Annotated in this window: 34 protein-coding genes and 1 pseudogene; 13 read left to right on the forward strand and 22 right to left on the reverse strand. The window is 65.3% G+C overall.

Annotated elements, in window-relative coordinates; all coding sequences use genetic code 11:
• Positions 1-31: 31 nt before the first annotated feature.
• Positions 32-943 carry a hypothetical protein gene (locus FJ986_RS10940; protein WP_140657725.1) on the reverse strand — a complete coding sequence of 304 codons (912 nt, stop codon included), beginning with the start codon at positions 941-943 and terminating at the stop codon, positions 32-34.
• Positions 944-1,247: 304 nt separating this feature from the next.
• On the opposite strand from FJ986_RS10940, the gene FJ986_RS10945 reads away from it, so the two are divergent.
• Positions 1,248-1,562 (forward strand): YMGG-like glycine zipper-containing protein, encoded by a 315-nt coding sequence (locus FJ986_RS10945; RefSeq protein ID WP_140521524.1) that lies wholly within the window; start codon positions 1,248-1,250, stop codon positions 1,560-1,562.
• A gap of 259 nt (positions 1,563-1,821) precedes the next feature.
• On the opposite strand, the gene FJ986_RS10950 is transcribed toward FJ986_RS10945, so the two are convergent.
• On the reverse strand, positions 1,822-2,145 hold the full coding sequence (locus FJ986_RS10950; RefSeq protein ID WP_140674259.1) for a hypothetical protein: 324 nt from the start codon (positions 2,143-2,145) through the stop codon (positions 1,822-1,824).
• Positions 2,142-3,920, reverse strand: a complete 1,779-nt coding sequence (locus FJ986_RS10955) for a portal protein (RefSeq protein WP_140674260.1) — start codon at positions 3,918-3,920, stop codon at positions 2,142-2,144. The genes FJ986_RS10950 and FJ986_RS10955 overlap by 4 nt, the downstream gene beginning before the upstream one ends.
• 256 nt (positions 3,921-4,176) lie before the next feature.
• On the opposite strand from FJ986_RS10955, the gene FJ986_RS10960 reads away from it, so the two are divergent.
• Positions 4,177-4,791, forward strand: a complete 615-nt coding sequence (locus FJ986_RS10960) for a methyltransferase domain-containing protein (RefSeq protein ID WP_246681790.1) — start codon at positions 4,177-4,179, stop codon at positions 4,789-4,791.
• Between the two features lie 236 nt (positions 4,792-5,027).
• Here the strand turns inward: FJ986_RS10960 and FJ986_RS10965 are convergent, their stop codons facing one another.
• Positions 5,028-5,597, reverse strand: a complete 570-nt coding sequence (locus FJ986_RS10965) for a hypothetical protein (RefSeq protein ID WP_140674264.1) — start codon at positions 5,595-5,597, stop codon at positions 5,028-5,030.
• 151 nt (positions 5,598-5,748) lie between these two features.
• Between FJ986_RS10965 and FJ986_RS10970 the strand changes: the two genes are divergently transcribed.
• A complete protein-coding gene (locus tag FJ986_RS10970; RefSeq protein WP_140516300.1) occupies positions 5,749-6,120 on the forward strand; it encodes a nuclear transport factor 2 family protein in 372 nt (123 codons plus the stop codon).
• A gap of 100 nt (positions 6,121-6,220) precedes the next feature.
• Here FJ986_RS10970 and FJ986_RS10975 read toward each other — a convergent pair whose 3' ends face one another.
• The 5 genes and pseudogenes from FJ986_RS10975 to FJ986_RS11000 all read right to left on the reverse strand — a co-directional run bounded on the left by FJ986_RS10975 (position 6,221) and on the right by FJ986_RS11000 (position 10,016).
• A complete protein-coding gene (locus FJ986_RS10975; protein WP_140674266.1) occupies positions 6,221-6,976 on the reverse strand; it encodes a terminase family protein in 756 nt (251 codons plus the stop codon).
• A gap of 348 nt (positions 6,977-7,324) precedes the next feature.
• Positions 7,325-7,984 (reverse strand): annotated as a pseudogene (locus FJ986_RS10980) (terminase family protein); the annotation flags it as partial.
• Complete coding sequence (locus FJ986_RS10985; RefSeq protein ID WP_140499976.1) at positions 7,941-8,336, reverse strand: hypothetical protein; 396 nt, start codon at positions 8,334-8,336, stop codon at positions 7,941-7,943. The pseudogene FJ986_RS10980 and the gene FJ986_RS10985, both read right to left, overlap by 44 nt.
• Positions 8,329-8,709, reverse strand: a complete 381-nt coding sequence (locus tag FJ986_RS10990; protein ID WP_140557880.1) for a hypothetical protein — start codon at positions 8,707-8,709, stop codon at positions 8,329-8,331. The genes FJ986_RS10985 and FJ986_RS10990 overlap by 8 nt, the downstream gene beginning before the upstream one ends.
• A 659-nt stretch (positions 8,710-9,368) precedes the next feature.
• A complete protein-coding gene (locus tag FJ986_RS11000; protein WP_140499977.1) occupies positions 9,369-10,016 on the reverse strand; it encodes a glutathione S-transferase family protein in 648 nt (215 codons plus the stop codon).
• A 253-nt stretch (positions 10,017-10,269) separates the two neighbouring features.
• Here FJ986_RS11000 and FJ986_RS11005 point away from each other — a divergent pair, with 253 nt between their 5' ends.
• Positions 10,270-10,575, forward strand: coding sequence for a hypothetical protein (locus FJ986_RS11005; RefSeq protein WP_140499979.1), 306 nt, complete (start codon positions 10,270-10,272; stop codon positions 10,573-10,575).
• Here FJ986_RS11005 and FJ986_RS11010 read toward each other — a convergent pair whose 3' ends face one another.
• Positions 10,576-11,004 (reverse strand): DoxX family protein, encoded by a 429-nt coding sequence (locus FJ986_RS11010; protein WP_140515969.1) that lies wholly within the window; start codon positions 11,002-11,004, stop codon positions 10,576-10,578.
• A gap of 402 nt (positions 11,005-11,406) precedes the next feature.
• On the opposite strand from FJ986_RS11010, the gene FJ986_RS11015 reads away from it, so the two are divergent.
• From FJ986_RS11015 to FJ986_RS11025, 3 genes are all read left to right on the forward strand, one after another.
• Positions 11,407-11,586, forward strand: coding sequence for a DUF3606 domain-containing protein (locus FJ986_RS11015; protein ID WP_115144153.1), 180 nt, complete (start codon positions 11,407-11,409; stop codon positions 11,584-11,586).
• Between the two features lie 81 nt (positions 11,587-11,667).
• Positions 11,668-12,111: a GFA family protein gene (locus tag FJ986_RS11020; protein WP_140582355.1), complete on the forward strand. Its 444-nt coding sequence runs from the start codon at positions 11,668-11,670 to the stop codon at positions 12,109-12,111.
• Between the two features lie 87 nt (positions 12,112-12,198).
• Positions 12,199-12,450, forward strand: a complete 252-nt coding sequence (locus FJ986_RS11025; protein ID WP_140499984.1) for a DUF982 domain-containing protein — start codon at positions 12,199-12,201, stop codon at positions 12,448-12,450.
• A 60-nt stretch (positions 12,451-12,510) separates the two neighbouring features.
• On the opposite strand, the gene FJ986_RS11030 is transcribed toward FJ986_RS11025, so the two are convergent.
• Complete coding sequence (locus FJ986_RS11030) at positions 12,511-12,807, reverse strand: hypothetical protein (RefSeq protein ID WP_140499986.1); 297 nt, start codon at positions 12,805-12,807, stop codon at positions 12,511-12,513.
• 74 nt (positions 12,808-12,881) lie between these two features.
• Complete coding sequence (locus FJ986_RS11035) at positions 12,882-13,859, reverse strand: SDR family oxidoreductase (RefSeq protein WP_140499988.1); 978 nt, start codon at positions 13,857-13,859, stop codon at positions 12,882-12,884.
• A 193-nt stretch (positions 13,860-14,052) separates the two neighbouring features.
• Here FJ986_RS11035 and FJ986_RS11040 point away from each other — a divergent pair, with 193 nt between their 5' ends.
• Positions 14,053-14,985 (forward strand): alpha/beta hydrolase, encoded by a 933-nt coding sequence (locus FJ986_RS11040; protein WP_140674269.1) that lies wholly within the window; start codon positions 14,053-14,055, stop codon positions 14,983-14,985.
• A 166-nt stretch (positions 14,986-15,151) separates the two neighbouring features.
• Positions 15,152-15,466: a plasmid stabilization protein gene (locus FJ986_RS11045; RefSeq protein WP_140515975.1), complete on the forward strand. Its 315-nt coding sequence runs from the start codon at positions 15,152-15,154 to the stop codon at positions 15,464-15,466.
• Positions 15,467-15,493: 27 nt separating this feature from the next.
• Here FJ986_RS11045 and FJ986_RS30460 read toward each other — a convergent pair whose 3' ends face one another.
• On the reverse strand, positions 15,494-15,646 hold the full coding sequence (locus FJ986_RS30460; protein ID WP_181167666.1) for a hypothetical protein: 153 nt from the start codon (positions 15,644-15,646) through the stop codon (positions 15,494-15,496).
• Between the two features lie 227 nt (positions 15,647-15,873).
• On the opposite strand from FJ986_RS30460, the gene FJ986_RS11050 reads away from it, so the two are divergent.
• Both FJ986_RS11050 and FJ986_RS11055 read left to right on the forward strand, forming a co-directional pair.
• Positions 15,874-16,164 carry a hypothetical protein gene (locus FJ986_RS11050; RefSeq protein ID WP_140547516.1) on the forward strand — a complete coding sequence of 97 codons (291 nt, stop codon included), beginning with the start codon at positions 15,874-15,876 and terminating at the stop codon, positions 16,162-16,164.
• 109 nt (positions 16,165-16,273) lie between these two features.
• Positions 16,274-16,480, forward strand: coding sequence for a hypothetical protein (locus tag FJ986_RS11055; protein WP_140499995.1), 207 nt, complete (start codon positions 16,274-16,276; stop codon positions 16,478-16,480).
• A gap of 47 nt (positions 16,481-16,527) precedes the next feature.
• On the opposite strand, the gene FJ986_RS11060 is transcribed toward FJ986_RS11055, so the two are convergent.
• Together FJ986_RS11060 and FJ986_RS11065 are read right to left on the reverse strand one after the other, a co-directional pair.
• On the reverse strand, positions 16,528-17,592 hold the full coding sequence (locus tag FJ986_RS11060) for a PAS domain S-box protein (protein ID WP_140499996.1): 1,065 nt from the start codon (positions 17,590-17,592) through the stop codon (positions 16,528-16,530).
• A gap of 281 nt (positions 17,593-17,873) precedes the next feature.
• Positions 17,874-18,119, reverse strand: coding sequence for a hypothetical protein (locus FJ986_RS11065; protein ID WP_140499998.1), 246 nt, complete (start codon positions 18,117-18,119; stop codon positions 17,874-17,876).
• Positions 18,120-18,376: 257 nt separating this feature from the next.
• Here FJ986_RS11065 and FJ986_RS11070 point away from each other — a divergent pair, with 257 nt between their 5' ends.
• Positions 18,377-18,667, forward strand: coding sequence for a hypothetical protein (locus FJ986_RS11070; protein WP_246681792.1), 291 nt, complete (start codon positions 18,377-18,379; stop codon positions 18,665-18,667).
• Positions 18,668-18,812: 145 nt separating this feature from the next.
• On the forward strand, positions 18,813-19,820 hold the full coding sequence (locus FJ986_RS11075) for an aldo/keto reductase (protein WP_140674271.1): 1,008 nt from the start codon (positions 18,813-18,815) through the stop codon (positions 19,818-19,820).
• A 72-nt stretch (positions 19,821-19,892) separates the two neighbouring features.
• Here the strand turns inward: FJ986_RS11075 and FJ986_RS11080 are convergent, their stop codons facing one another.
• The 7 genes from FJ986_RS11080 to FJ986_RS11110 all read right to left on the reverse strand — a co-directional run bounded on the left by FJ986_RS11080 (position 19,893) and on the right by FJ986_RS11110 (position 26,833).
• Positions 19,893-21,044 (reverse strand): GNAT family N-acetyltransferase, encoded by a 1,152-nt coding sequence (locus FJ986_RS11080; protein WP_140582370.1) that lies wholly within the window; start codon positions 21,042-21,044, stop codon positions 19,893-19,895.
• Positions 21,041-22,033, reverse strand: coding sequence for a sterol desaturase family protein (locus tag FJ986_RS11085; RefSeq protein ID WP_140500004.1), 993 nt, complete (start codon positions 22,031-22,033; stop codon positions 21,041-21,043). The genes FJ986_RS11080 and FJ986_RS11085 overlap by 4 nt, the downstream gene beginning before the upstream one ends.
• A gap of 326 nt (positions 22,034-22,359) precedes the next feature.
• A complete protein-coding gene (locus FJ986_RS11090; RefSeq protein ID WP_140623014.1) occupies positions 22,360-23,124 on the reverse strand; it encodes a slipin family protein in 765 nt (254 codons plus the stop codon).
• Entirely contained in the window at positions 23,121-24,494 is a 1,374-nt protein-coding gene (locus FJ986_RS11095) for a nodulation protein NfeD (RefSeq protein ID WP_140663732.1), read from the reverse strand. Before FJ986_RS11095 ends, FJ986_RS11090 begins: the two co-directional genes overlap by 4 nt.
• Before the next feature lie 190 nt (positions 24,495-24,684).
• Complete coding sequence (locus FJ986_RS11100; protein ID WP_140500009.1) at positions 24,685-25,044, reverse strand: SPW repeat protein; 360 nt, start codon at positions 25,042-25,044, stop codon at positions 24,685-24,687.
• A gap of 207 nt (positions 25,045-25,251) precedes the next feature.
• Positions 25,252-25,674, reverse strand: a complete 423-nt coding sequence (locus tag FJ986_RS11105; protein WP_140500011.1) for a VOC family protein — start codon at positions 25,672-25,674, stop codon at positions 25,252-25,254.
• A gap of 73 nt (positions 25,675-25,747) precedes the next feature.
• Complete coding sequence (locus tag FJ986_RS11110; protein ID WP_140515992.1) at positions 25,748-26,833, reverse strand: D-alanine--D-alanine ligase family protein; 1,086 nt, start codon at positions 26,831-26,833, stop codon at positions 25,748-25,750.
• Positions 26,834-26,866: the final 33 nt, after the last annotated feature.

The raw sequence follows: 26,866 nt of genomic DNA on the forward strand, positions 1-26,866 counted from the left end.
GAGAGATTGATCGGCGGCTGATGCGTCGGGATCAGAGCGGGTTGTTCGGCATCCAGAGATCCGGGTTTTCGCCCGCTTCCCTGGCCAGCCGCCGGGCGCGTTGAGGGTCGCTTTTGACAAGGGCTGAAATGGCCGAAACGTTGCGCTCGCCGGCGGCGTTGCGCCGGAACGGGTTTTGCCCCCGCGGCGCCGCGTCGGCGTCGATCGTGTCTTCGCGGAACATCGCCTCGCCGATCGCCTGGAAGGCCCTGGCGATCTGCGGATCGGTCAGGGCGCCGTCGGGCAGAAGGATGCCTTTCTGCTTGTAGGCATCGACCAGGCCGAGCTTCTTCATCGCCCGGTTGGCCACCTCCAACTTCTGGCGAAAGCCATCGCTGTCGGTAGGCCCCCAATCCTTGACGAGGTCGTCATGGGTGGCTTCGACCGAGCGGGCGAGCGCTGCCTGCTGGGCCGCCGCCTGCTCGGCCATGTAGCCGACGAACCTGTCATGATAGGCCTGGGCGATCTTCGGCGTGGCGCCGGCTTCGACCGCCCAGGCCTTGGACGCCTGGGCGAGTTCGTCCGAATAGGCGAAGGTTTCCGGCAGGCCGTCGGGCCGCCGGTATTCGACCTTTTCGGGCGATGTCAGCGGACGCATCGCCTCGGGCAGCCGGGCATGGAATTTGTCCCAGTCTTCCTTAGGCGCGTCCCTGGCTGGAACGCGCAGGCTTTCGCCCTGCCGCCGCTCCAGCTCCGCATAGGATGTGAAAACCCGATCGAGGCTTTCAGGCTTGGTCCAGCCCTTGGCTTCAGCAAGCTTGCGGTTGCCTTCGGAAAGACCGTCAAACCAACTTTTGCCGGCAAGCACGGCGGACCCGTTATCCGCGCCTGCCGGAGGCCGTTCCGGGTTGCCCGCCGGCTGCGACGAGGCAGCCACGGACCCGGCATCTGCCAGATCTGTCATGTGATGTTCCTTTTGAGGGTTAGGTTGGAAGTGAACTGGTGGCGCCGCCAATCGTCCTTGTGTGAGGGAGAGGAGCGGTCTACGCGGCAGGAAGGGCGGCCAGACACGGCCGGGACCGCTCAGGCTGAATCATTTTGACAGGCATCGGCGCTAGCGCCTTGTTCGAAAGAGGTGTTTCGCCTCCCGGTTCATCAACGCCCGAGAAACCATGTCTTATATCGTGACAGCCTGTGCCGCCGTTCCGCCGCAATGCGGCCGCACGGGACGATCGATAGGGATTTCAAATCTTTAAGGGAGACGTCACATGAACCTTCACAAAACAACTGCCGCCGTTTTGATGATCGCCGCGCTGGCGGGCTGCGCGCAGACGGAAGGCCAGCAGCGGGCCGGAACCGGTGCGCTGATCGGCGGCGCCGGCGGCGCCCTCGTCGGCCAGGCCATCGGCGGCAACACCAAGAGCACGGTGATCGGTGCGGCCAGCGGCGCGCTGCTCGGCGCCGTCGTCGGCTCAGCCACCACCCCGCAGCGCCGCGGCGACCAGCTCTGCCGCTACCAGGACCGCTACGGCCGCATCTACACCGCGCCTTGCGACGACCGGTACTACAACGGCAATTATTGAATCACCGGCGGCCAGACCGCCGATCTCCCCCCTTGTGGGGGAGATGTCCGGCAGGACAGAGGGGGGCGCCGTAGAGCGCCGACCTCGGTCGCCGCCGAACTTTGAACATGGCCATATGTTTGTCGTCTAGGGCCCGGCTTGAGCGACCGCTCGTGATTTGATCGCCGTGCGATGAACACGGCAAGGCCGGCGGGACAGCGCCCCCCTCTGCCCTGCCGGGCATCTCCCCCACGAGGGGGGAGATCGGCGCTTCAGCGCCTCACCTCTCCTCCTCCCGTGCCGCCTTTTCCAGCGCCACGAGCTGCGCCTCGTCCAGCGTCAGGAACCCCATAATGTGCTGCACCACTTCGGCGCGCGCGTTGCTGAGCGCGCTGTGCAGCTCGAAGCCATTGGGGGTTTTGGTCCGCGCCATCCACTCGCCGTATGACGGGCGCCTGAAATAGCCGACCGTCGCCGCGAGATCGGCCAGCACCATTTCGCCGTCCTCGCCGGAAAACACGCGCATATACGCCTTGGCCAGCGCCTCGCGTGCTTTGGCGGGGCCGCCGTTTTGCGACGCGTGGGCGAAGCGTTTGCGGCTCATGCGCGCTGTCCGGCCGGCATCGCGCCCTGGGCGCCGGCATCAGGTGCCGGCCCATCGGCGGTGCCGCCCTGCAGCATGCCTTGCAGGCCTTCGAGCAGGCCGCTGTCGCGCGCCTGCACGGCCGCCGGCACGGCATCCTTGGCCACCTTGCCGGCGGTGGCGATCGCCGCCATGCCGGCCTGCGCCTGGCTGGCCTTGGCCCTCGCGTCGCGCAGGCCCGCCACCTCATCCTTGCGGCGGAAGATGCGCTGCGGGCTGCGGCCGGCGCTCTGCACGATCTTGAGCGCCTCGTCGCTGTCGATATTGTCCATCACATCAGGGTCGAACTGCGCCATCTGCATGGCCGTGGTCACCAGCTGGATGGTGTCGCGCGCTTCCGCCGAGCGGCGCAAGACATCGAGCGGACCGGTGAAGGTCGGCCGCACCGCCTTGCCCGCCAGGCTCGCCGGCGGCAGGAAGCGGCTGTCCTCGTCATAGAGACCCTTGTCCTCCAATATGCCGAGCTCGCGGTCGAGATTGGTGGCAAAGCCCGCCTGGATGATCGAGCCCGACGGTCCGAGCAGCGCGCCCTTCTCCTCCTGGCGGATCAGCGCCTCGGTGGCGGTCATCTGCGGGTTCTGCACCAGGGTTTGGAACAGGTTGACGAACATCATGTCGCGGATTTCCTCAGCCCGGCTCGCCGCATAGTCGAAGGCGTAGCTCGGGTTCTGCCCGGTGGTGATCGGCGCGATCAGCGGCCTGCCATCGTCGTCGATGAGGCCCGGATAATTCTCGCCCGGATCGAGCACCGGCACGTAGTCGAGCCTGGCCTTCGACGCCGTCGGCGGATCGGTGATCTGCTGGAGCGCGCGCAGGCCCGAGCGGCGGACCGCGTTTTCCTCGCGCACGGTCGTCAAGGCTTCAATGGTCGGCGAGATGCCATAGGCGTCGCCCTCGTAACGGCGCCAGTTGAAGGCCGATACCGGGAAGGTGCGAAACCCGCTCTCGCGCACGATCTCCTCCTCGTCCTCGATGACATGGTAGGAGGCAAAGGCGGCGTCGAGATAGCGGTAGCTTCCGCCCGAGCGGTACATGCGGCGCTCGTCACGCGGCTGGATGCACTGGATGAGCGCGATCTTCTCCTCGCATTTGGCGGGGTCGTCGACCAGCGTCCTGATGCGCGCCGGCAGTTTTTCGTAGCCGAGCAGCTGCGCCGCCTGGCGCGCGGTGCGTTCGTAGCGGCGGTGGAAGATGTCGACCTGGCCCCAGCGGTTGCGCGAGAGATAGCCTTCCACCACCGGGATCGAGGCGTAGCGGATCAGCGTCGAACCGAACCCTTCCTCGGCATAGAGATAGGCCGGACCGTAGCGCACGACATTGCGCAGGCAGGCTTGCGTCGCCGGCACGAAATTGGAATTGGCGGAGTAGCGCAGCGAAAACAGGAAGTCGCGCAGGTTTTCCGCCCATTCCTTTTCCTCGTCGGTCTCCTCGTCGTCCATCTCGGCGGTGGTCAGCCCGTGCCATTTCTCCGACTGCGGGATGATCAGGCTTTCGAGCCCCGCGGCCAGCCGGTTGGCGGCCGAGTTTATGGTGTTGGCATAGACGCGGGCGCCGCGCCGCTCCTGCCGCTCGGCCTGGCTGTCGCCGCGGCGGGCGCCGCGCCCGGACAGGATATCGGGCGCATCGGGATCGCAGAACTCCGCCACCGCCTCCCACACGGGCTCGTAGGCGGCGCGCTCGCTCTCGAGCTCGGACTGGCGGGAAAGAATATCGCGGGCACGGGAATCGCTGGTCATGGGGGCCTCGTTAAAACTGGGGGATCTCCCCCCTTGAGGGGGAGATGGCCGCAAAGCGGCCAGAGGGGGTCGGATCGACCGGGTTCGGCCTTCTGCAACAGAAGGAGGTTAGCGCTTCATGCGAGGCGACCCCCTCTGCCCTGCCGGGCATCTCCCCCTCAAGGGGGGAGATCGGCAGCTTCAGCCGACGATGTCATCCTTTTGCGCGGTTCTTGGTCTAGGAACGCCTCGCGGCGGGGTTTTGCAGGAGGTCGATGTGACGACGACAAGGCTTGCCGCCCTGAAGAACCAGAGCAAACGTACCGTCAAACGGCTCATCGGCTACGATTCCCGCAACTGGCTGCGCATCCGCCAGATCGAAGCCTTCACCACTTTCCTGACGGCTGCCAACCGCAAATCGCGCGACGTGATCGAGATCTCGCCCGGCTGGAACCGCTACTGGAAGGCGATGTGCCCCAACTATCGCTCGGTCGACTTCCCCGATTTCGACATCTGCAAGGATCGCACCGACGAGCAATATTCCATCGTCATCGCCGACCAGGTGCTGGAACATGTGCAGCGGCCGCAGGCGGCGGCGCGGAACATCCACGCCATGACCCGCGAGGGCGGCTGGGCGATGGTGGCGACGCCCTTCCTGTTTCGCGTACACGCCAGGCCGCACGACTACAACAGGTGGACGCCGGCCGGCCTGAAGCAGTTGATGGTCGATGGCGGCTTCGCCGAGGACAACGTCCAGGCGTTCGGCTGGGGCAACAAGGCCTGCGCCCGCGCCCACATAGGCGGCCCGGTCCGCGCCTACGGCCTGTGGCGGGACCTCAGCAACGACGAGGAATACCCGATGATGGTCTGGGCGTTCGCGAAGAAGGGGTGAGCGGTGGAAGCTGCCAATCTCCCTCCTCGTGGGGGAGATTGGCAGCGTTCACCCGCCACGCCTTTTCACCAACCTTGCATGCCGTCTCCAATACCACCAGTCCAGCACGCGCCGGCGAAACTGCGCTTCATCGCGGTCATGGTTACACCCCCAGGAGCACGCGGCGCTGGCCGGCGAGGCTGCCGGGCGCCAGATCGGTCTTGATGGTGCTGGCCGTGCCCTGGCGCTGTTGGAGCTCAGCCCGAAGCGCTGCTTCGCGCGCCTGCACGTCCTTGTCCTGCGCCGTCGGCACTGCCGGCAGCGGCTTCAGTTCCGGTGGTTTTTGAAACAGACACATGGTTCCAGCCTTCTCTTGTCCAGTCGTAGAGGAAAAAATCTTCGCCGTTCCGGCCATATCCGGGCAGCAGGCAGCGTTGCGTGGCGCCCAGCCGCGCAAGCCAGCGCAGCGCCAGTTCATTGCCGGCCAGCGCCCGCGCCTCGACCCGCCAGGCGCCGCGGGCGGAAACTTGCGGCCCGAGCGCCGCGTGGAAAAATCCGGTGATCCCAGGCACGCAGCGCCTCATGCGGCGCGTGCCCCAGCTCCAGGCGATCCAAAGCCCGCTCCGCTGCTCGGCCGCACCGAACCCCGCCTCCGGATTGCCGTCGAGCTCTGCCACATAGGCAAACCCTTGCAGCGCCATCAGCGCCAGCAGCGCCGGCGACCAGTGGTCGAGCTGGCAGTCGATCTCGGCGCGATCCTCGGGGCGCAAATTGGCGGCGATATAGGAGAGATCGCGCAGGGTCGCGGGGATGATGCGGAGGGTCATGCGGATGCCAGAGCCCGGGGGATAAGGTTCATCTGTGTGAGTGCCGCGTGAAAAATTCACGCCCTTGACCGGTCTCCTCGCCGGTGACCTACTTCGACCATCGAATGCGGGAGCAAAGACATCGGTCATCCAATTGAAGGGAGACGGGCGAATGGACATTCGATCGACGCTGACGCAGCTATGCGAGGCCTTCAACGCGCACGATCTCGATCGGATCATGGCGTTCTTTTCCGACGACTGCATTCTGGAGATGCCGAGGGGAGGCAAGCCCTGGGGTTCTCGTTTCGAGGGCAAGGCAAACGTACGGAAAGCACTGGCGACACGCTTTGAAGGCTTGCCCGATGTCCACTACGGCAACGCCGAACATTTTGTGGATTCGACCGCCGATACCGGCATCTCGAAATGGACGCTCACCGGCACCACACGCGAGGGGGAGAAAAAGGAGGTCCGGGGTTGCGACTTCTACACGTTTCGCGACGGCAAGGTGATCCGCAAGGATTCATATTGGAAAATCCTGGAGTAGGCGCAGGGACATCGCAGCGAGGGTCATGGGCCGGCGCCGGAGCGCCCGTTTCCTCCAGCGGGAATTGCGCTGCCGCGACGCTCCGAAGAGCCCTCCGCCCTCACCTGAACGCCCCCAGCGGATCGCTCTGCCCCTTCGCCCGCCTCGCCGCCCTGAACTCCGCCGGATCCACCATCGCCTCGCGCAGCATCATCACGCCATAACGCGTCGCCGCCATCAGGTCGTCGCGCAGTTTCACCACCTGGCCGTCCTTGCGATGGTAGAGCCGGAACTCCTCGAACCAGGGGACAAGCGTCGAAAACACCTTGAAGCGGCCGGATTGCATGCGGTCGAGCATCTCCATCAGCCCGGCCTCGACCGAGACCGAACCGTCCGCAAATTGCGCGTGGCGCGACAGCATGTTCAGCCCGTGCGCGGCATATTGCTTGGCAAGCGCGGTGCCCGCCCCTTCCAGCGTTTCGCGGCGGCCGTCGCGCGGCCACGCCCAGGGCAGCCATTCGCCCCAGGGTTTCAGGGTCAGCGCCTGCATGGCGGGCGTCTGCTGCGAGGCCCGCGCTGCCTTGGCGACATAGACGACGTCGGCCTCCGTATCCCAGGCGAGCTCGACCGCGGCGGAAGGGTGGTCCCAGCCGAAATCGAGCGCCCCGATGCGCGGCCAGTAGCGCGGCAGCCGGAACGGCGCGCAGGCAATCAGCTCCTCCGCCACCGGGAAGATGCGGCCGGAGCCCAGCACCGGAATGCCCCGGGCGCGCGCCTCGCGCTCATGCGCGGGATAGGCGGCAACGATCGCCGCGCGCTCGTCGGCCGAATAATGCTCGGCGTCGTCGATGGTCATGAAGGTGACGTGACGGGACATGGGGGGATCCTGAATCACTTTCGAGATAATCGATGTAGCGTCTTGTGAAGGCTAGGTTTTTCGGACCGACGTCGCGCCGCCCCTCACCTGCCTGCCGGCATCCTCTCCCCGTATAGTGACGGGGAGAGAGGTGCTGTTGTCGACGGTTTCGCCAATCGCGAACGTTCAAGAATCGGCGCCGAGATTGCGGCCAGCTCCCTTCTCCCCGTCATTACGGGGAGAAGGTGGCGGCAGCCGGATGAGGGGCAGCGCCGACGAAGGCGAGCAAGCGCCAAGTGCGATGCCGCTCGTCCCCAATCAGTTTCTTCTCCATCACCCCTTCGCCATTCCCTCCACCTCCGCCGCGCTCAAAAACAGCAGCACCACATCGCTCATGCCGAGCAGCGGCGTGAAGGTGACGATGGTGATGCCGCCGGTGGCGTTGGTGCGGGTGAGGCCCTCGGAATAGATGTCGAGCGGCGGTTCCTCGTCGAACCAGACGCCGTGCAGCGTTTCGCCCTGCCATTTCTCGCGGCCTTTCTCGAAACTCTTGAACGACAGCACGCTCTCGCCGGCCTGAACATCGCCGCCGCCGCCATGGCGCACCACGACGCTGTCCAGCGCGCCCGGCGCGCCACGGCCCATCATGGTGTCGACGATGGCATCGGCCGGGATCATGCCGGTGCCCCATTGCGCCTGCTGCTGCGGCGGGCCGACCAGCACGCGCTGCGGATTGTCGCGCGTGCCCTCGCCGGTAACGCCGGCGGCCCACAGCCGCACCGGCGCATCGAAAACCTTGCCTTGCCACCACGCGGGATAGCGGCCCGTCAGGTGCATGGCCCATTCGGCGCCGCCGGCGCGGGTCTTGCCGAGCTGGTTGCCGGCCATGAACAGCCGCTCGCGGTTGGCGGCGCCTGCCGCGTGAAACGCCGCCTGCCTGGCATAGGGCCGGTAGGCGGCAAGCTGGTTGGTACGACGCCTGCGGTCAAGCTCCGCCAGCAGCGCCAGATATTCCGTCCTCGCCGCCACCGGCGATGTCTTCGAGGAACGGTTTGACCGCGGCTTCGAGCGCGCGGATGCGGCTGCGGATCTCTTCATCGCTCAGGGCATCCAGATGGTTGACGGCGACATCGAAATCCTTGGGCAGCACCGAAAGCACGATCTTCAGATACTGGTCAGGCTTGTCGGCCCGCACTTCGGCGATGACGCCGGCGCCATGGGCGCGGAAATCGGCGCGCACGGCGGCGAGAAAGTCGTCGCCCAGCGTTTTCTTCGGGCGTTTGCGGCGGGTCTCCGGCGCGGTTTCCGGGCTTGCGCTCCGGCTGGCGGCCGGCTTGCGCCCTTTGCCGCGCGCCGGCACTGCGGCGGTTTCGTCAGCCATGGCCCGTCACCGCCTCGGCATCGCCGGCCTTGGCCTTCGACGGCACGGACTTGACCGACCGGACCCGCTTCTTCTTCGAGCGGGTGGATTTCCTCCTGACGTTCCTGGCGCCCTTCGGCTGCCGGGCAGGTTTTGCGACGCCCGGCAGATCCTTCAGGCCCGCCATGGCGAGGCCGATGGCGCCGCTATGAATTGTCGCCTGCGGGAAAGCGAAGCCGCCGGCCGCGTCCCGAACCATGCCGATCAGCACGCCGGTTGCGACCTGCTCGATCCGGCCGAGCCGCGTCTGCGGTGCCGCACCCTCGAATTCGCCAATGGCGCTGACGACCTCAAGGCCGTCATCCCCGGTGATGATGGTGGCATAGCGTGGCATGGGATTTCTCGCGGATAATCGTCAGGTTCGAAACGTCGCATTCCTTCGCGTCCCCCTCTGTCCTGCCGGACATCTCCCCCACGAGGGGGGAGATCGGCTGTCGCTATCGCTTTCGCCAATCTCTTGAGTTGCAGGCGGCGCGCTGAAGCTGCCAATCTCCCCACTTGAGGGGGAGATGTCCGGCAGGACAGAGGGGGGCGCCGTAGAGCGCCATCGTTCGAGGAGAAAGCAAAACCAAAAACACAAAACCCGCCTCGGAGCGGGTCATCGGCGCAACTCAGCACCATAGATAAAAACATAGCATAGTTGCCTTCACCCCGTCAACAGCTTTTAGGAAAAAATTCCTCAAAAACTTTCAGCACTGCCCTGCGCAGCGAACGCCGCCGTCACGGCAATGGGCAGACAGGATCAGCCGAACTTACGAACCGGAGCCTCGCTGTGGAAATCGCGAAGCGCGTTGGCAGAGAATTGATCAGAAGACAGGCCTGGAGCACAGCACCCGCCAGAATCAAAAACCCGCCTCGGGGGCGGGTCATCGGCGCAACTCAGCACCATAGATAAAAACATAGCATAGTTGCCTTCACCCCGTCAACAGTCTTTAAGAAAAAAATCCTATCTTGCCCGTCCCAGCGTGATCCTCCCCCGGCCTATCCGCTTTGTCAGTTGGGTGCTGGAGCATTGACCGCGAATTGCGCGGCGAACGCCCTGCCATAGGCGGGCCGGGCTTCGCCGCGGGCCACATAGGCAGCCAGGTTTTGATATTCGTCCAGAATGCCCGACATTCTGAGCCGCAGCAGCACAGATACCATCAACAGATCGCCCGCGCTGAACGCGCCGTCGAGCCAGTCGGCGCCGCCCAGATGGGCCGAGAGCCTGTCCAGCCGGGCGCGAACGCGGTCCTTCACCAATGGCAGGCGCTCCTCGCTCCAGGGCTTGTCGGCCTCGAATATTTTTGCCGTCGTCAGTTCGAGGATCGGCAGCTCGACGGTGTTGAGCGCGGCAAACATCCAGGTGATGGCGCGGGCGCGGGCATCGCGATCCTCCGGCAGCAGCCCCGGATACCGCTCGGCAAGGTGGAAGACGATCGAGCCGGTCTCGAACAGGCAGAGCGAACCGTCCTCGTAGGTGGGGATCTGGCCGAAGGGCTGAATGGCCAGATGGTCGGGCGCCTTCATCTCGGCATGGGAAACAAGACGAACCTCATAGGGCTGGCCCACTTCCTCGAGCGCCCAGCGAACGCGCGTGTCGCGCGCCAGTCCCTTGCCGCCGTCGGGCGACCGTTTGAATGCCGTAATGGTGATTGTCATTGCATCCGCTTCCTTGCCTGTTTCCTGGGCTTCCTGGCGATGACGAACAAGCCTGCGCTGCAGCCCGACATCGGTCTTGAACTATTTTCCTTGCCGGGCGCGGATCGCGAATGGATGTCCGCGCGTTCTGAACGCCTATGCACGCCGCCTCAAAGTGACCTCGGTTTTGGGCGACATGCGTAGGCCGATACCTGCAAGTGCGTCGCACGGGCCCTGTTCAGCGTGACGCGCCTCACCGATGGGAGCAACCGCCATGAACGTCGCCAACCTGCAACTCGAGGGCCTGCTGATGGCCGTCGCATCGATCAACCACGTCCTGGTCAGGAAGGGCGTGCTGACATCAGAGGAGATCGACATCGCCCTGCGCAAGGCCGAAGCCGGCGAAACCAGCGAGGAGCGGTCCGAGGGCATGTCGGCGTCGAGCCGCGACGCCGTCAATTTCCCGATCCGGCTGCTGGAGCTCGCCAACCAGTGCCAGCCCGAAGCTGACATGCCGTCCTTTTCGAAACTGGCGCGCATGGTCGGCCAGATGAAGGAACCCTACAACGACCAGATGTAGCTACGCCCTGCCCGGCCATCCCGGATTGAGCGAAAGCACGCGGCCCGGCCCGTGCACGGCGGCGAACAGCAGCCCGGCCAGGAAGGAAAAATGGTCGACGAAGAAGCCGAATTCCGCCTGGTTGCCGGCCCAGTGGCTCGGTCCGTGGAAGGCGAAGCCGAGGAACAGCACGTAGACCGCCGCGACCAGCGCGGCCGGCGTGAAGAAGGCGCCGGTGAGGAAAGCGATCACCAGCAGCACCTCCAGTATCGCCGCGCACCAGGCCAGGAACAGCGGAAACGGAAAGCCGGCGGCGGCGATATAGCCGGCGGTGGCGCCCATGCCCATGAACTTGAACGTCACCGCCATCAGGAAGACGGCCGCGAAGATCAGGCGGGCGATGAGCAAGGCGGCGGTCTGCCACGGCGATTGGACGGTTGGCGACGGCATGGTTGTTCTCCCGTTTCGTTTGCTTGTCTTACCCAATTCCGGATGGAAACCGAACTTTCCTGGAATTGCTCCTAGGACGCGCCACGCACCGCGCATCCGACATATCCGCCGAAGTTTTTTCCGGATGTCGCGATCGGCGCAACATGATCGGGCCGCTGTCGCAAAAACCGGAGTCCGCTTTGCCGGATCCTTGATCCTTGATAAAGTGGGCCACATCGGCCCTGACGTATCTCTCCGCCATACGCCTGGAGCCGGCCTGAGGCAGCGGACCCGATATTCCGGTCCGTGATCGCCAAAGCGCGCAAAAGCCGCTATGGAACCAGCGGCGTCAAATGCTGTTATGTATGACCGCAGGGTCGCGCCGCGACGGCGGCGCGCCGGGGGTGGAAAGTGAGGCTCGGCATGGCGGACGACAAATCGAAGATCAAGCAGGATCGCAAGCTGGTTTCGAGCGAGGAAACCTATGAGGTTGCCGCTTTCGCCCGCAAATACGGCATCCCGCAGAGCGAGGCCCAGACCATCATCAAGCGCTACGGGCCCTCGAGGAAGAAGCTCGACAACCACATGGCCGCGCGCGGATAGCTCGGCGCGACCGGCTTTGGAAGCGTTGCCCGGGGCAGGACCCGGGCGCATTGCGGCACCGAATGGTTGGAGGCCACGGCCATGCCCGACACCGCGCGCAGAACCGGCAGTTGCCTTTGCGGCGGCGTGCAGTTCACCGTCAGCGGTCCGCCCCTGCGGGTGGGTCTCTGCCATTGCAAGGATTGCCGCAAGACCAGCGGCTCCGCCTTTGCCGCCTTCGCCATCTGGCCGCGCCAGGCGTTCGAGACATCGGGCATTCTCGGCACCTATGCCGGCCGCGGCTTCTGCCCGACCTGCGGCAGCCGTGTCGCCTCGCTCAGCGACGACGAAGCCGAGGTGATGATCGGCAGCCTGGACGTGGCGCCGACCGATCTCATGCCGGAGTACGAATTGTGGATCGGCCGGCGCGAATCCTGGCTGCATGCCTTGCCCGATACGCGGCAGTTCGAGCACGACCGGCCCGCCGCGCAGGCTCCCGGCCCGCCGCCGCCGAGGCCGCTGTCGGACGCAGCTCCCGGCGGCTGAAAATTAGTCGAAAAGTTTAGCGGCTGCGACGGAACCCCGGAACGGCGGCCGGCGTTATCGGGCGCCTCAGTTTCAATGGAGATCGCCGTGAACGACAAGTTCTTTCCCCGTCCGGTCAGGCTGAAGGTCGGACCGGCCCGCGAGCGCGTGGTGCGCAGCGCCTGGGAAGGCCTGGAATGCCTGCGCGACTGGCCCGGCAAGCACGGCCGGCGCTACCGCGCCGCATGGCGCAGCTGCCGCGATGCCCTCGATGGCTGGACCCCAGCCGAGAAGGCGATGCGGGCCATGATCGATGCCGGGCGCGAGGCGGAATTTCTGCCCGGCAACGGCAAATCCTGAAAGCCTGCCGCCTCAAGGGGCGGTTCGGAACCCGATAGCTGCATCGCGGCAAGCCGCCGGCTACTGTTTCGGCGGCTGCGGCGGCACTTCACCCGGTTTGATCACCGGCGTCTTGCCTTCGTTGGGCGCCGGCGCGGCCATGCCCTGGTCGCCTGTCGGCGGCGGCTTCAGCACGCCGCCGCAATCGTTCAGCGTCTCGGTCAGCGTGTTGTCGGTCGGCTGCTGGTTGCCGTCGGGCTTGGCCCGGCATTTTTCGCTGGGCGCCTGCTTGTCGGGGTTCTGCTGCTCGGCCTGTGCCAGCGCCGCGGCGGGCGCGGCGAGCATCAGGCTGACGGACATGATGGCGAGAAGTCTCATCTCGGCCTCCTTTCCGGGTTGGGCCGCCCTCACCGGCCGCCCAATAGTCGATGGCGTGCCTTCGATGGCTTGCCTCAATAACCGCCGACGATCGGCAGGATTTCGCCGGTGATGTAGCTGGAGCATTGCGGCGAGGCCAGGAACACATAGGCCGGCGCGATTTCCTCCGGCTGGGCGGGCCGCTTCATCGGCGTCTTGGCGCCGAACTGCGATACGTCCTGCGCCTCCTTCTCCGACGGATTGAGCGGCGTCCACACCGGCCCCGGCGCCACCGCGTTGACACGGATGCCCTTGCCGACGAGGTTGCCCGACAGCGCCCGGGTGAAGGCATGGATGCCGCCCTTGGTCATGGAGTAGTCGACCAGGTCCTTCGATCCCTCGATGCCGGTGACCGAACCGGTGTTGATGATGGCCGAACCCGGCTTCATATGCGCCACCGCCTCCTGCGCCATATGGAAGTAGCCGTAGAGGTTGGTCTTCAGCGTGGTGTCGAAATGCTCCTCGGTCAGGTCGGCGAAATCGGTGGAATGGATCTGGAAGGCGGCATTGTTGACCAGCACGTCGAGCCGCCCCAGTTCCTTGACGACCCTTGCCACGGCCTTGGCGCAGAAGGCGCGATTGCCGACATCGCCGCGCAAGGCGAGGCAGCGGCGGCCCTCCGCTTCGACCGCTTGCTTGGTCGCCTCCGCGTCACGGTCCTCGCTGAGATAGACGATGGCGATATCGGCACCCTCGCGCGCGAACAGCACGGCCACCGCACGGCCGATCCCAGAATCGCCGCCGGTGATCAACGCCGCCTTGCCTTCCAGCTTTCCCGAACCGCGCCAGAACGGCGCGTCATAGAGCGGCGCCGGCTCGATGGCCCATTCCTCGCCGGGTTTGGGATGATGCTGGGCGGGAAAAGGCGGCGCGGGATATTTTCGCGCGCCGGCCTGCATGGCGCCGTCGCCTTTGGGCTTGGCCTTGGCGCGGTCCTTGGCGTCGACCTTGCGCTGGATGCTGCGCTGCTTGCTGGTTGCTTTCGAACTGTCGCTCTGGGTGCTGGTCGGCATGGTCGTCTCCTCTGTGTTCGGACCGGAGACATCCCGAACCTCCTCGCGCAACGCGCGGAACTGTTCGCGATGTCTTCGGTCCAAACGTTTTGCTCGCAGGGACAACGCATGTCGGCGGAAAAAGTTGGCGGCTTTCGCAGGCGCACATTGCAACCCTCGCATCCTGCCGCCGTTTCGCCTGCCGGAGGCAATCATGTTCGAAGATTTTCAGACCCTCAAGGTCGACTGCGGGGATGCCCGCATCTTCGCCCGGCGCGCCGGCGACGGGCCCGCCGTTCTTCTGCTGCACGGCTTTCCGCAGACGCATCTGATGTGGCGCGACGTGGCGCCACGCCTAGCGGACCGGTTCACCGTCATATGCGCCGACCTGCGCGGCTACGGCGCCAGCTCATGCCCGGCGTCGAGCGCCGATCACGCCCCTTACGCCAAGCGCGCCATGGCCCGCGACATGGTGGCGCTGATGGCCGAGCTCGGCTTTTCCAGCTTTATGGTCGCCGGCCATGATCGCGGCGGACGTGTCGCCTACCGCCTCGCGCTCGACCATCCCGACCGCGTCGAAAGGCTTGCCGTGCTCGACATCGTGCCCACCGCCGACGCCTGGGACCGGGCCGACGCCAGGCTGGCGCTCGGCTATTGGCCGTGGTCGTTGCTGGCGCAGCCGGAGCCGCTGCCGGAAAAGCTCCTGGCGGGCGCGGCCGACGCGATCGTCGATGACGCCCTGGGCGGCTGGGGCTCGTCGCCAAAGGCGTTTTCCGCCGGCGTGCGCCAGGCCTATGTCGAGGCCCTGCGCGATCCCGCCCATGCCCATGCGATCTGCGAGGAGTACCGGGCGGCCGCGAGGCTCGACCGCAAGCACGACCATGCCGACAGCGCCGCCGGCCGGCGCATCGCCTGCGCGGTGCTGGCGCTGTGGAGCGGGCAAGGCGCGCTCGCCGAATGGTATGCCGGCGAAGGCGGACCACTGGCCTTGTGGCGCGGCTGGGCCGGCGATCTGCGCGGCCATGCGGTCCAGGGCGGGCATTTCTTTCCCGAAGAAGCACCCGCGCAAACGGCCGCCGAATTGAGCGCTTTCTTCGCCGGCTCCGAGACCGCAGCCCGTCCGGCGAATGCCCAGAAGAGTACGTAGGGCTTTCCCGGGAAAGGGACGTGGCGCTTTCCCTGGGGAATCGCGTCGAATTCACGCCTGGAGCGGTTCAGCGGGAACCTTCGCAGCCGGCCGCGACCAGGGGAATTGGAACCACATCCTTGGCTGCGCAGATGCAGGGGCATCGGATGAACCCGGGAGCAGAGCCATGCCACGTGGAGAAAAATCGAAATACACCGACAAGCAGGAGCGCAAGGCAGACCACATCGCCGAGGGCTACGAGCATCGCGGCGTGTCCGAGAAGGAAGCCGAGCGCCGCGCCTGGGCCACCGTCAACAAGGATGATGGCGGCGGCAAGAAGGAGGGCGGCTCCGGCCGCGGCAAGCACACCGGCCATCCCGCCGCGCATAAGGGCGGCGAAAAGGGCGGCAAGGCTTCCGCCTCGCGTTCGGCCGCCAGCCGGTCGGCATCGGCCAGGAAGGCAGCCGCGACCCGCAAGCGCAACGAAGCGCACGCCCATTGATGCGCGGGCGACCGGGTCACGAAGTTCCTATGCGCCTTGCCTGCCCTCGCCCGAGCTGCTCTTGATCAGATCGTCGCCCGGCGGATCATCGAAGTTGGGCTCGGCCGGATTGTCGGACGGCGGCCTTTGCGGACAGTCCTCGTAGCCGTGGTCGCGGCCGCCGCAGAACGAACAGCACATGGCCTCGCGATCCCTGTTCCCGGGCGGCCATCGCGGGGTTTGGTAAGGCTTCCTGCCGAGCATGCCCAGCAATGCGCGAGGCGCGATTTGGTTGCGCGCCCGCGCCGTCCCTCGCAAGAGAAGACGCCGGCTGTTGCGCAACCGCCAGACAAAGTGCGAATCTCCCCGGCATGCCGCAACCAAGCTTGATCGCCCGGCGTTGCGGATCATGCCTTGGAGAGACCGCCATGTCCGTTCGAATCCTGTTGCCGACCGTGGCTGCCATGCTTGCCGCCACCGGCCTGGCCGAAGCCCGGCCCGACAGCCGCGCCATGAGCTGCGCGCAGATCCGCGCCATGATCCACAGCCACCGCGCCGTCGTGCTGACCACCGGCCCCAATACCTATGACCGCTATGTCAGGCAGTTCGGCAATGAATGCGATTGGCCCGAAGTGCCGATGTCGGCCTATATCCCGGCCCGCGACGGGCACTGTCCGGTCTACCGCTGCGAGGAGCCGGTCAACAATTTCCCGAATTGACCGGTCGGCCAGGCGCCGGCATCGACGTTCGGGGATTGCCGCATCCCTGCCTGAAACCATTCCGAGGGGGCCGCGTTGACGCGTGGGGTGGCCGCCACAGGAGATGCCCATGACCGTCAACTGCCGCGTATCCATCGACAACCGGCCTCAATCGATCGAGGCCGTTTTCCAGGCCGTGCCCCGGATCGGCGAGAGCGTTTCGCTGTCCGTCGACGGAAACGCCCAGGACCTGCGCGTTTCGCGTGTCGTGCATGTGCCCGACGGCTCGCTCGAAGGAGCTGCGATCATCGTCGAGGTGACGGCCAACATCCTCTAGCCCCCTGAATCCGCAAATGCGGCGCGCCTTGGCCACGGCGGCGGCTTTCAGATGCCTAAGCCGATCGTCTGGCCGGCGTCTTCCATAGGGTGCTGCGGCACGATGATCGACGCCAGCGGCGCGTTCAGCGTCCATCTGAAATAGCCGGGCGAGCGCTCGATCACGGCGGACCCGCCGAGCGACTGCGGCGCCACCCTTTGCAGGACAACGGTGCCGAACCCCTTGCGCGTGGTGTCGTCGCGCTCGTCGCCGCCGCTATAGGGGGGCGACCGCTCCTCCCAGACAAGTTGGAATTCGCGTTCGGCCAGAGCGTCGTCGCTCATGCTCCAGGTCACCTCGACCCGGCCGGAATCGCTGGCGAGCGCTCCATACTTGGACGAATTGGTGCCGAGCTCGTGGAAAGCCATGCCGAGATTCTGCACCGCATTCGACTGCAAGGTCAGCAGCGGTCCCGAAAGCAGTATCTGCTCCTCGCGGCCGAACGGTTTGAGATGTTCCTGGACCAGGTCGAACAGGCTGGCTCCCGCCCAGTTCGAGGTGACCAGCAGATCGTGCGAGCGTGACAGCGCCATGATGCGGGCGCGGATCATCTCCTCGAACTCGCGCGGGTCCTGCGAGCGCTTGCTGGTTTCCCTGACCATCGACAGGATCACCGCAAACTGGTTCTTGACGCGATGGTTGACCTCGCGCATCAGCATCTTGATCCGGCGCTCGTTCTCCCTGCTGGCGCTGATGTCGCGGGCGATCTTCGAGGCGCCGACGATCTCGCCGCTGGCGTTCCTGATCGGCGACACCGTCAGCGAAACGGCAATGAAGGTGCCGTCCTTGCGCTTTCGCGTCGTCTCGTAGCTCGCGAGGCGTTCGCCGCGGCGGACCTTGGCGATGATCTCGGTTTCCTCGTTCTTGAGGTGGTCGGGGATGAGCATCAGGATCGACTGCCCCAACGCTTCCTCCGCGCTGTAGCCGAACATGCGTTCGGCCGCCTGGTTCCAGCTTTTGATGATGCTGTTCAGGTCCTTGCTGATGATGGCGTCGAAGGAGGAATCGACGATCGCCGCCAGCTGCGCATCGGCCGTTGCGTCCTGTTTTTCACCGCTTGCTATGTCAGCCATTGCCCCGCCAGGTGTCAGCCTATAGCCACTAGATAACGCGTGCGCCGGACAAGGCAATCACCTTGAAACAGCCTGCTGCTTCAACTTCATCGAAATCGCCTCGCCGGCTGGAGTGATCGAGGGGAACGTCGTTCCGCAGATCAGGGCGGCCGGCATCGGAGACGCCAGCGACCATACAAATGGTTTTCGAGCACCAGGACAGAGCGGACATTCAAGTCGATGGGCACCGGAAGCGCGGAACCCGTCCTTGCGGGCCGGCATCACCTGAATGTCACCGCGCCTCAGTCAGAATGGCCGTCGCCCACATTGCCGTTGCCGCCCGGGGTGGACAGCAGTCCGAAGTCCTGGGACTTGACGCCCTGCTCCGCCGCCAGGAATCCGTCCGAGGCGAGGCCACGCCGCAAGAGCTCCCTGACCGCGGCCGAGCGGCTCGGCATGCGCTTGTCGAAGCGCCAGTTCTCCAATGCCGCCAGTTCATCGGCGGTCAGCATGACCTGCAAGCGTTCAGGACGTTCCAGTTCAGTCACGGCACTTCCTCGCAAAACCCAATACGCGAATGAGTATCTGTCTCATTCCACTAATAATTAGGATAGCAATCCTAACACGTCAAGGTCGGCAAATACGCGACCTCCCCATCCTGCTCATGATGACTATAAAGCGTCGGGTGCGCCTTTGCGTAACCATGCTAACTAACTGATATATATCGACTATTTTCATATTTTCGCTTGCCAGACGCCGATGCGAGGCGCATGCTACAAAGGCAAAACCAGTCCAGGAGGTTTCGATGCGGTATGACTACTCGACGCGGTTGCGCGATGACGTTCAATCCGCGGTCGCGACGGCTTTCAGGACGTACGGCATCGTCAACATCACCGCGGTGGCCGAACGGATCAGGCTCAGGAACCTCGACGAAAACGTTGCTCTCGAGGACGTCGAGCACCTGGTCCTGGCGGCGGCCCAACTGCTTGGCGCCGCCATCGAATTCGAGGGCCTGACCATGATCGACCGCTTGCCGGACGCTCATGTCAACGGCCGCCCCGGCGGACCGGCCCCTGCCCTGAAGCGCCTCGTCTGAACGGATTTGAGGCGACGCGCTAAGTCATTTCGGGCGACCTGCATCAGGGCTCCGGTGGCCGGGCGAGCCCGCTGGACGCGGTCCACCTGTGGAAATTGAGCGCGCGCGCTATATGGTGTTTGAATCCCCCTCCGGAGAACACGCCATGACGCTCGACACACGCAAGCTCGGCAGCCAGGGGCTGCGGGTCCCAGCCATCGGCCTCGGCTGCATGGGCATGAGCCAGTCCTACGGCCCGGCCGACGAAGCCGAATCCATCGCCACGCTGCACCGCGCCATCGAACTCGGCTGCACCTTCCTCGACACCGCCGAGGTGTATGGCCCTTACGCCAATGAGGCGCTGCTCGGCCGCGCCTTGAAGGGCAAGCGCGACCAGGTGACCATCGCCACCAAATTCGGCTTTCGCATCGAAAATGGCCGGCAGGTCGGCACCGAACGCGACAGCAGGCCGCAAACCATCAGGGCGGCGGTTGAAGGGTCGTTGAAGCGGCTCGCCACCGACCATATCGACCTTCTCTACCAGCACCGTGTCGATCCAGCCGTGCCGGCCGAGGATGTCGCCGGCACGGTCGGCGAACTGGTCAAACAGGGCAAGGTCCGCTTCTTCGGCCTGTCGGAGGCGGGAGCCGCGAACATCCAGCGGGCGCACGCCGTGTTTCCGGTCTCGGCGCTGCAGAGCGAGTACTCGCTGTGGGAGCGCAATCTCGAGCCGGAAATCATTCCCCTGCTGCGGCAAACCGGCATCGGCCTGGTGCCGTTCTCACCGCTCGGCCGCGGCTTCCTGACCGGCGGCGCCAAGCGCGCCGAGGACTATCCGGAAGGCGATTACCGCCGCGGCGACCCGCGCTACCAGGGTGCGAACTATGACGCCAATGTCGAGGCCGCCGCAAAGGTCCGCGACATCGCCGCCGCCAAAGGCGTCAAGCCAGGGCAGATCGCGCTGGCCTGGCTCCTGGAGAAGGGCAACGTCTTCGGTGTCGACATCGTGCCGATCCCCGGCACCAAGCGGATCAAATATCTGGAAGAAAATGTCGCCGCTGCGTCGCTGAAACTGGAGGCCGCCGAGATGGCGGCGCTCGACGACGCGCTGGCCCCGGGGAAGGTCTCCGGCCCGCGCTACGGCGACCGCACCATGATGATGATCGACCGATAGGCTGCCGGTTCGGGCAGGTCCGTCCTGCCAGCAGCGTCAAACCTCGGTTCGCACGTCGCCGGTGAATCGGGCCTATTCCACCGGTGCCGGCTTTTGCCGAGGATCAGGCCGCAACCGCTGGTGCAGCTCCCTGCCGGCGTGCAGGGTCCGGTCCGCCAGCGCGGCGAGTGTTCCGCGCAAGGTCCTTGTTCCCAGCACCGAATCCAGCGTCACCGACTGGGTCGCGAAGCGCCGCTTGAAGTCCTCGCCGCCGCACAGGAAGTCGACCATCGTCAGCCCTCTGTCGATCGACCACTGGATGTAGTCCATCATCAGCACCATGCCGGGAGACGCCCGTTCGACATCCGGATCGTAGGTCGTGACGAAGGCCATCATCGTGTTGCGCTGGACGAAATTGATCGAGACCGCCACCACCATCCCGGCGCATTCCAGCACGAAGACATGCAGGAGCCCTTCCCTGGCCAGCACGGCGACCAGCGCGGCCAGGGCCGGCGACCCCTCATCGAACAGGTTGGATTCGTGTCCGCGCGCGGCGAGCCATTTGCGCTTGAACTCGGCGAGCCTGTCGAGGACGGGCTGCATCGGCTCGTCCGGCGACATGAGGCGGAACCGCACTTCGCCGCCTTCCTCGAGGAATTTGCGGCCACGGCGATAATTCTGGCGCATCTTCTTCGTTTGTTCCCCGAACCAGTCCGCGCCCGTACGCCATGGCCCGGCGACCCGGAAGCTGGTTTCGCTGCGGCGGTTCGGGCGCAGCGCCATCTTGGGCGCCGAAGCGGGAGCAAGCAGCGTGCGCATCGCGGCGTCCGGCAGCAGGCGGTTCAGATAGACGAGATCGAAGCCGCCCGCGGCCGAAATTTCCTGCCATAGCGCCGCGACCGCCGCCGGATCGCAGTCCGGCGCGACCAGCACGTCGCCATAGTCGCTGTGGTCCTTGGCAGCCCATTCCAGGACGTTGACGCCCTTGCGCCGCACCGTCGCCAGCGGGATGACGGCCTCGATCCGGTCACCGTTCCAGACGAGGCCGATCCTGAGACCGCGCAGATCCCGGTCCGGGGCCGTCTGCCACCACGCCGTAACCCAGGCGTGGCTTTGAAAGATCAGCCCCTCCGCCCGGCGCCACAGCTCCGTCCAGGCCGGCCCGACCGACGCGAGGCGCTCCTCGGAGGTGACGATCTCCAAAGCGCCGGCCTTCCGGCCCTCGATCGCGGCATGAGCGTTCATGGCTGCGGGCTCCGTGTCGGCTCGGACGAAGCGCGGCGGCGGAACCGCCGGGCGATGTGCCCCCACATCTTCTTGAGCGGCAGCACGTAAAGCCCCGACAGGGATTGATAGTCGCGCGCGCCGCGTTCCATCAATCCGAACCTGAAATCCTCATCGGGCTTGGGCACGCACAACGTTCCGAACAGCCGGTCCCAGAACGAGAACAGCAAGCCGAAATTCTTGTCGTAGTGCCTTGGATCGACGCTGTGGTGCAGTTGGTGCCAATGCGGGCACAGCACGATGTTGTTGAGCGGCCCGAACGATATCTTGAAATGGGTGTGCCTGACGAAATCCATCATCAGGATATTGCGCATGACGTAGACGTTGACGCCGAAGATCGTCACTTCGACGAGGTTAAGCGACAAAAGGGTCCAGATGCCGAAGCAGATCCCGGGTATGACGCCGTCCCAGGCGCGGTTCATGAGCTCGTCGAGCGGATGAACCCTATCCTTGGTGATCCCGACCATCACCTCCGCCGAGTGATGCACCTTGTGCAGCTCCCACAGGAACGGGAAGCGGTGCTGGGCCACATGGTACAGGTAATAGGATATGTCGTAGGCGATCAGCATCGTCACCGTGAAGATGACGATCGTCACCGCCCCCGGCGGTCCCGGCAGCAGCGGCGGCTCGATTTGCAGGAGTGCCGCCAGCGTCCGATTCGTCGCGTAACCGACGGCGACGACGAAGGTCACGCCCGCCGGCAGCATCAGGAAGGGCATAATCGCCTTGCGGGTGATCCAGAAAAGCAGGTCCGCCCGCGCCGAGGGATGCGTGACGATCTCGTTGGGAAAGACGAAATCGAAGAATTCCCTGAAGCTCTTGCGCTCCGCCGTCCGCCAATAGGCGATCAGGGCGCTGCCCAGCGCGGTCAGCAGCAAGAGGCCGGCCGCAAGCAGGCTGGAGCCGGACAACTTGTCCAGGATCCTTTCGATGATGCCGGCAATCGACATGGGCCCACTCATTTATGCAACCGAAGCTTGACTTGTAGAAAGCGATTGACCTGACAGGCAGGGCAAGCCGCCACGCCGTCAGGGCTCTCGATCATTTCGCCGTCACCCTAGTCGAGAATCCATAGCGAAAGCTTAAGCTGATTAAAAACAATGAATCCGCTAAAAAGCCCGCTATATATTGCTGAATTCTGAATAAAACTCCTAAAATTGACAGCAAAGGACCGGCAGCGCTTGGCGTGGAGATCGCAACTTCGGGGAATCGCCGGGTGATCGTGCCGGTCCCGAGCTCGCCGGCCCGCGGCCGGGCTGCCAAACCCCTCCCAAGCTTATTTCCCGGCGCCCGGCTGCTTGTTGAAGATCGTGAGCAGGTCCATCGGCAGCGGAAACACCACCGTCGACGAGCGCTCGCCGGCGATGTCGTGCAGCGCCTCGAAATAGCGCAGTTGCATGGCCTGTGGCTCCTGCGCCAGCATCTTGCCGGCCTCGACCAGCTTTGCCGCCGCCTGCTGCTCGCCATCGGCGTTGATCACCTTCGCGCGCCGCAGCCTTTCAGCCTCGGCCTGCTTGGCGATGGCGCGGACCATGTTCTCGTTGAGGTCGACATGCTTGATCTCGACATTGGACACCTTGATGCCCCATGCATCGGTCCGCTGGTCCAGGATCTCCTGGATGTCGCTGTTCAACTTGTCGCGCTCGGCCAGCATCTCGTCGAGTTCGTGCTTGCCGAGAACCGAGCGCAACGTGGTCTGCGCGAGCTGGTTTGTCGCGGCCATGAAGTCCTCGACCTGGATGACGGCCCGCTCGGCGTCGACGATCCGGAAATACAGCACCGCGTTCACCTTCACCGAGACATTGTCGCGCGAGATCACGTCCTGCGGCGGCACGTCCTGGACCACCACGCGCAGGTCGACCCGCACCATCTGCTGGACGAAGGGGACGAGGAGGATGAGGCCGGGGCCCTTCACCCCGGTGAAGCGGCCGAGCGTGAAGACCACGCCGCGCTCATATTCCCGCAGGATGCGAATGGCGGCGGACAGGAAGATCAGCACGATGAGGGCGAGCACCAGGTAGGCGACGTAACCGATGATCATTGCCTTGCTCCATTGTTCCTGCGCCGGACCGTCAGCACGAGATCCCTGACGTCGGCCACCTCGACGCTGTCGCCGGGGGCGAGCGGTTCATCGGCTTTCGCCCGCCAGCGCTCGCCCTGCGCGAGCACATGGCCCTCGCTGCCCGACCAGTCGAGGATCCTGGCCGGCAGCCCGTGCATGGCCTGCGCGCCGACACGCGGCAGGCTCTTGCGCGCCCTCCACAGATAGCTGCCGGCCAGCAGCGCCAGGCCAAGCGTCAGCGCCGCGGCGGTGCCGATGAGCGCCCACGACATCTCGAAGCCCGGGCCCTCGACCTTGAGCAGCATGGCGGCGCCGAGCAGGAAGGCGGCCACGCCTCCAAGCCCGAGCACCACGGTCGGGTTGAAGGCCTCAATGACGAGGAAGGCGATGCCAAGCAGCATCAGGGCGAGGCCGGTATAGCTGATCGGCAGCAGATTGAGGGCATAGAGCCCGAGCAGCAGGCAGATGGTCCCGATCACGCCGGGCGCCACTGCGCCTGGGCTGGTGAACTCGAAGACGAGGCCGTAGACGCCGGCAAGCATCAGGACGACGGCGATGTTGGGATCGGTGATGACGGCGAGAAGCCGGATCAGCCAGCCGGGATCGAGCGTCTCGACCGCCACGCCCTTGGTCGCCAGCACCTGTTGCTTGCCGGCCACCTCGACCGTGCGGCCGTCGGCAAGCTGGAGCAGCTCGGCCGTGTCGCGGGCGACGAGGTCGACTACATGTGCCTGAAGTGCCGCATTGGCGGAAAGGCTGGCTGCCTCGCGCACCGCCTTTTCGCCCCAGTCGGCATTGCGGCCGCGCAGTTCGGCGAGCGAACGGATCAAGGCGACCGCGTCGTTCGTCACCTTTGTCATCATCGGGTCGCCGGCCGGAGGCCCGGTGGCATTCTTCTGGTCGCCCTTGTCCTTTTGGTCGCCACCGGGAAGTGGCGGCAACCCGCCAAGCTCGACCGGCGTGGCGGCGCCCAGATTGGTGCCGGGCGCCATCGCCGCGACATGGGTGGCATAAAGGATATAGGTCCCGGCACTTGCCGCATGCGCGCCGGCCGGCGCGACATAGCCGATGACGGGAACCGGCGAGGCAAGGATATCGGCGATCATTTCGCGCATCGAGGTGACCAGCCCGCCCGGTGTGTCGATCTCGAGGACAACGGCTTCGGCGTGCCGCTCGGCGGCTTTGGCCAGCGCTTCGTTGAGCTGCCTGGCGCTCGCCGGGCCGATGGCGCCGTCGATCACGACGCGCAACGCGACCTTCTCCGTAGCCTCCGCGGTCACGGAAGAGTGACTGGCGGCCGCGGCGGCCATGAAAGCCACTGCAAAAACCGCCATCCGCGCGAGGGTCACGCTCAAAACTCCCTGGATTACGCGGGATATGCTGTGCAGGATATGGCGTTCGGTCCGTCGAAATCCATGGCCTGGCCTCAGATTGCAAGCCGGCGACCCTGCCCTTCGCAGCCGGCGGCAAACGCAATGGGCAGACGTTCAAAGCCGGAAGGGGCCCCGCTCGCGCGCCGGCCCCGTCCTTGGTCAGCGGTCACGCATGTGCGTGCGGGTGACGGACGTCCCAGACGGCCCAACCCGATACGGCAACCACCAGCACGCCGAGAATGACGTGGGTGGCCATCGCATTCGTGTTCGCCATGAATTTGAGCAGCCAGGGCGACACGATCAGCCAGAGCCCGAGAACGACACCTACCCATTCCTCCCACTCGGCGAAGGCGGCAAGCGCCGCCACGGCCACCGCGCCCAGCACGACGCCGACAATCCAGGCGTTCCATGCGGGAGCGGTTTCAGCAGCGAAGCCGATTATCCAGGGTGAGATGAACAGGCAGACGGCAAGGACCAGATTGAGCCAGTCCTGGCCTTTCTTTCCTTCCATGAGTGTATTTGCCATGACAACCTCCATAGATGAAGCTTGGCCAAAGCGTTGTATTCGCGTGCAAACGCACGCTTAATGGTTGATGTAACTATGCCTCACATGGCCTTCAAGGCCTGCCCCACGGACGGGTCGCCTCCGCGTGGATCGAGCTCCCTCCACCCGATCGGGATCAACGAGACCGGCCACATCAAAGCAAAACCACCCGCCTCTTGTCGGCGCATTCTAGAACGTGATCTTCACCGAGGCGGCACTGCGGTTGGCCGCCCCGTGATGCACCGCTTCGATGTTGTTGCCGTCCGGGTCGAGAAGGAAAGCGGCGTAGTAGCCGGGGTGGTACCGGCGTTCACCCGGCCCGCCATTGTCCCTGCCGCCGCCGTCCAGCCCGGCCTTATAGAACGCATCGACCATGGCGCGGTCTTTCGCCTGGAATGCCAGGTGATGGCGACCGGTCAACTCTCCCCGAGCCGCGCGGCTGTCGGCGGTTGAAATGAAAAGCTCGTCGGCCCAGAAATAATCGGCGGCGCTGCCGCCGATCGGAATATCGAGCACTCGAAATACTGCTTCGTAAAAGCGGCGGCTGGCGGCGATGTCCCTGACCACTAGCTGGATATGATCGATGAGCCGGCCGCGATGCAGTTCTTCCATGCAAGCTCTCCTCTCGCCAAGGGCTCGAATCTAACTAGCTTCGCGTGATCCGCCGTCAATGCCGCGCCGAACGTCAGGACTTTCGCGCGGCATGCCGCGCCAGTGCGTGCTCGATCAGCACGTCGATGACCTGGCTGTAGCCGATGCCGATCGCCGCCAGCGCCTTGGCATACATCGAGATGTCGGTGAAGCCGGGCAGCGTGTTGACCTCGTTGACCAGCAGCGAGCCGTCAGCCCGCAGGAAGAAGTCGACGCGGGCCATCGCCTCGCAGCCGAGCGCCTGGAAAGCCCGCGCGGCCATCTCCCTTGCCTTGTCGGCGACGGCGGCCGGGACATCGGCGGGCACGTTCACCACGGCGCCGTCGGCGTCGAGATATTTGGCTTCATAGGTGTAGAAGCCGTGCTTGCCGGCCGGGATGATTTCGCCGGGCAGCGATACGGTCAGCGTTCCGTCGGCCCGCTCCAGCACCGAGCATTCGATCTCGCGGCCGTCGACGAACTCTTCGATCAGGACCTTGCCGTCGTAGCGGAAAGCCGTCTCGACGGCCCGTTCGAAGCCGTCCCGGTCGTTCACCTTGCTGACGCCGAACGACGAGCCCTGGCGCGCCGGCTTGGCGAAGAAAGGCAGGCCGAGCGCGCCGGCGATCTCCTGGAACGGCCCGACATCGTTTCGATGCACGGTGACGGAACGGGCAACCGGCAGCCCGGCCTCGCGCAGCAGCCGCTTGGCGACATCCTTGTCCATGGCGGCGGCCGAGGCGAGAATGCCGCAGCCGACATAGGCGACGTCGGCGACCTCGGCATAGCCCTGCACCGAGCCGTCCTCGCCGAAAGGACCGTGCAGCACGGGAAAGACGACGTCGACCGGCGGCAGGTCGGGCTGTGCTCCGCCGCCCCGTGCGGCCACCAGCCTGCCTCTGCCACCGGGCAACAATGCGACCTCCACGCCGTCCTCAGACACCGGTGCCCCGGCTCTGTCGTCGCCAGCCTCGGAGGATGGTTGCAGCAGCCATCTTCCGTCCCTGGAAATGGCGATCGGGACCACCTCGTAAAGCGTCCGGTCGATGGCCTTCAGCACATTGGCGGCCGAAAGGCGCGATACGTCATGCTCGGCCGAACGTCCGCCATAGAGGACGGCGACCCTAATCTTGTTCTTCATTGAAAAGCCTTGTCCTTCATCGAAATCCCACAA

It is taken from the genome of Mesorhizobium sp. B1-1-1 (assembly GCF_006442955.1).
Classification (GTDB): Bacteria; Pseudomonadota; Alphaproteobacteria; order Rhizobiales; family Rhizobiaceae; genus Mesorhizobium.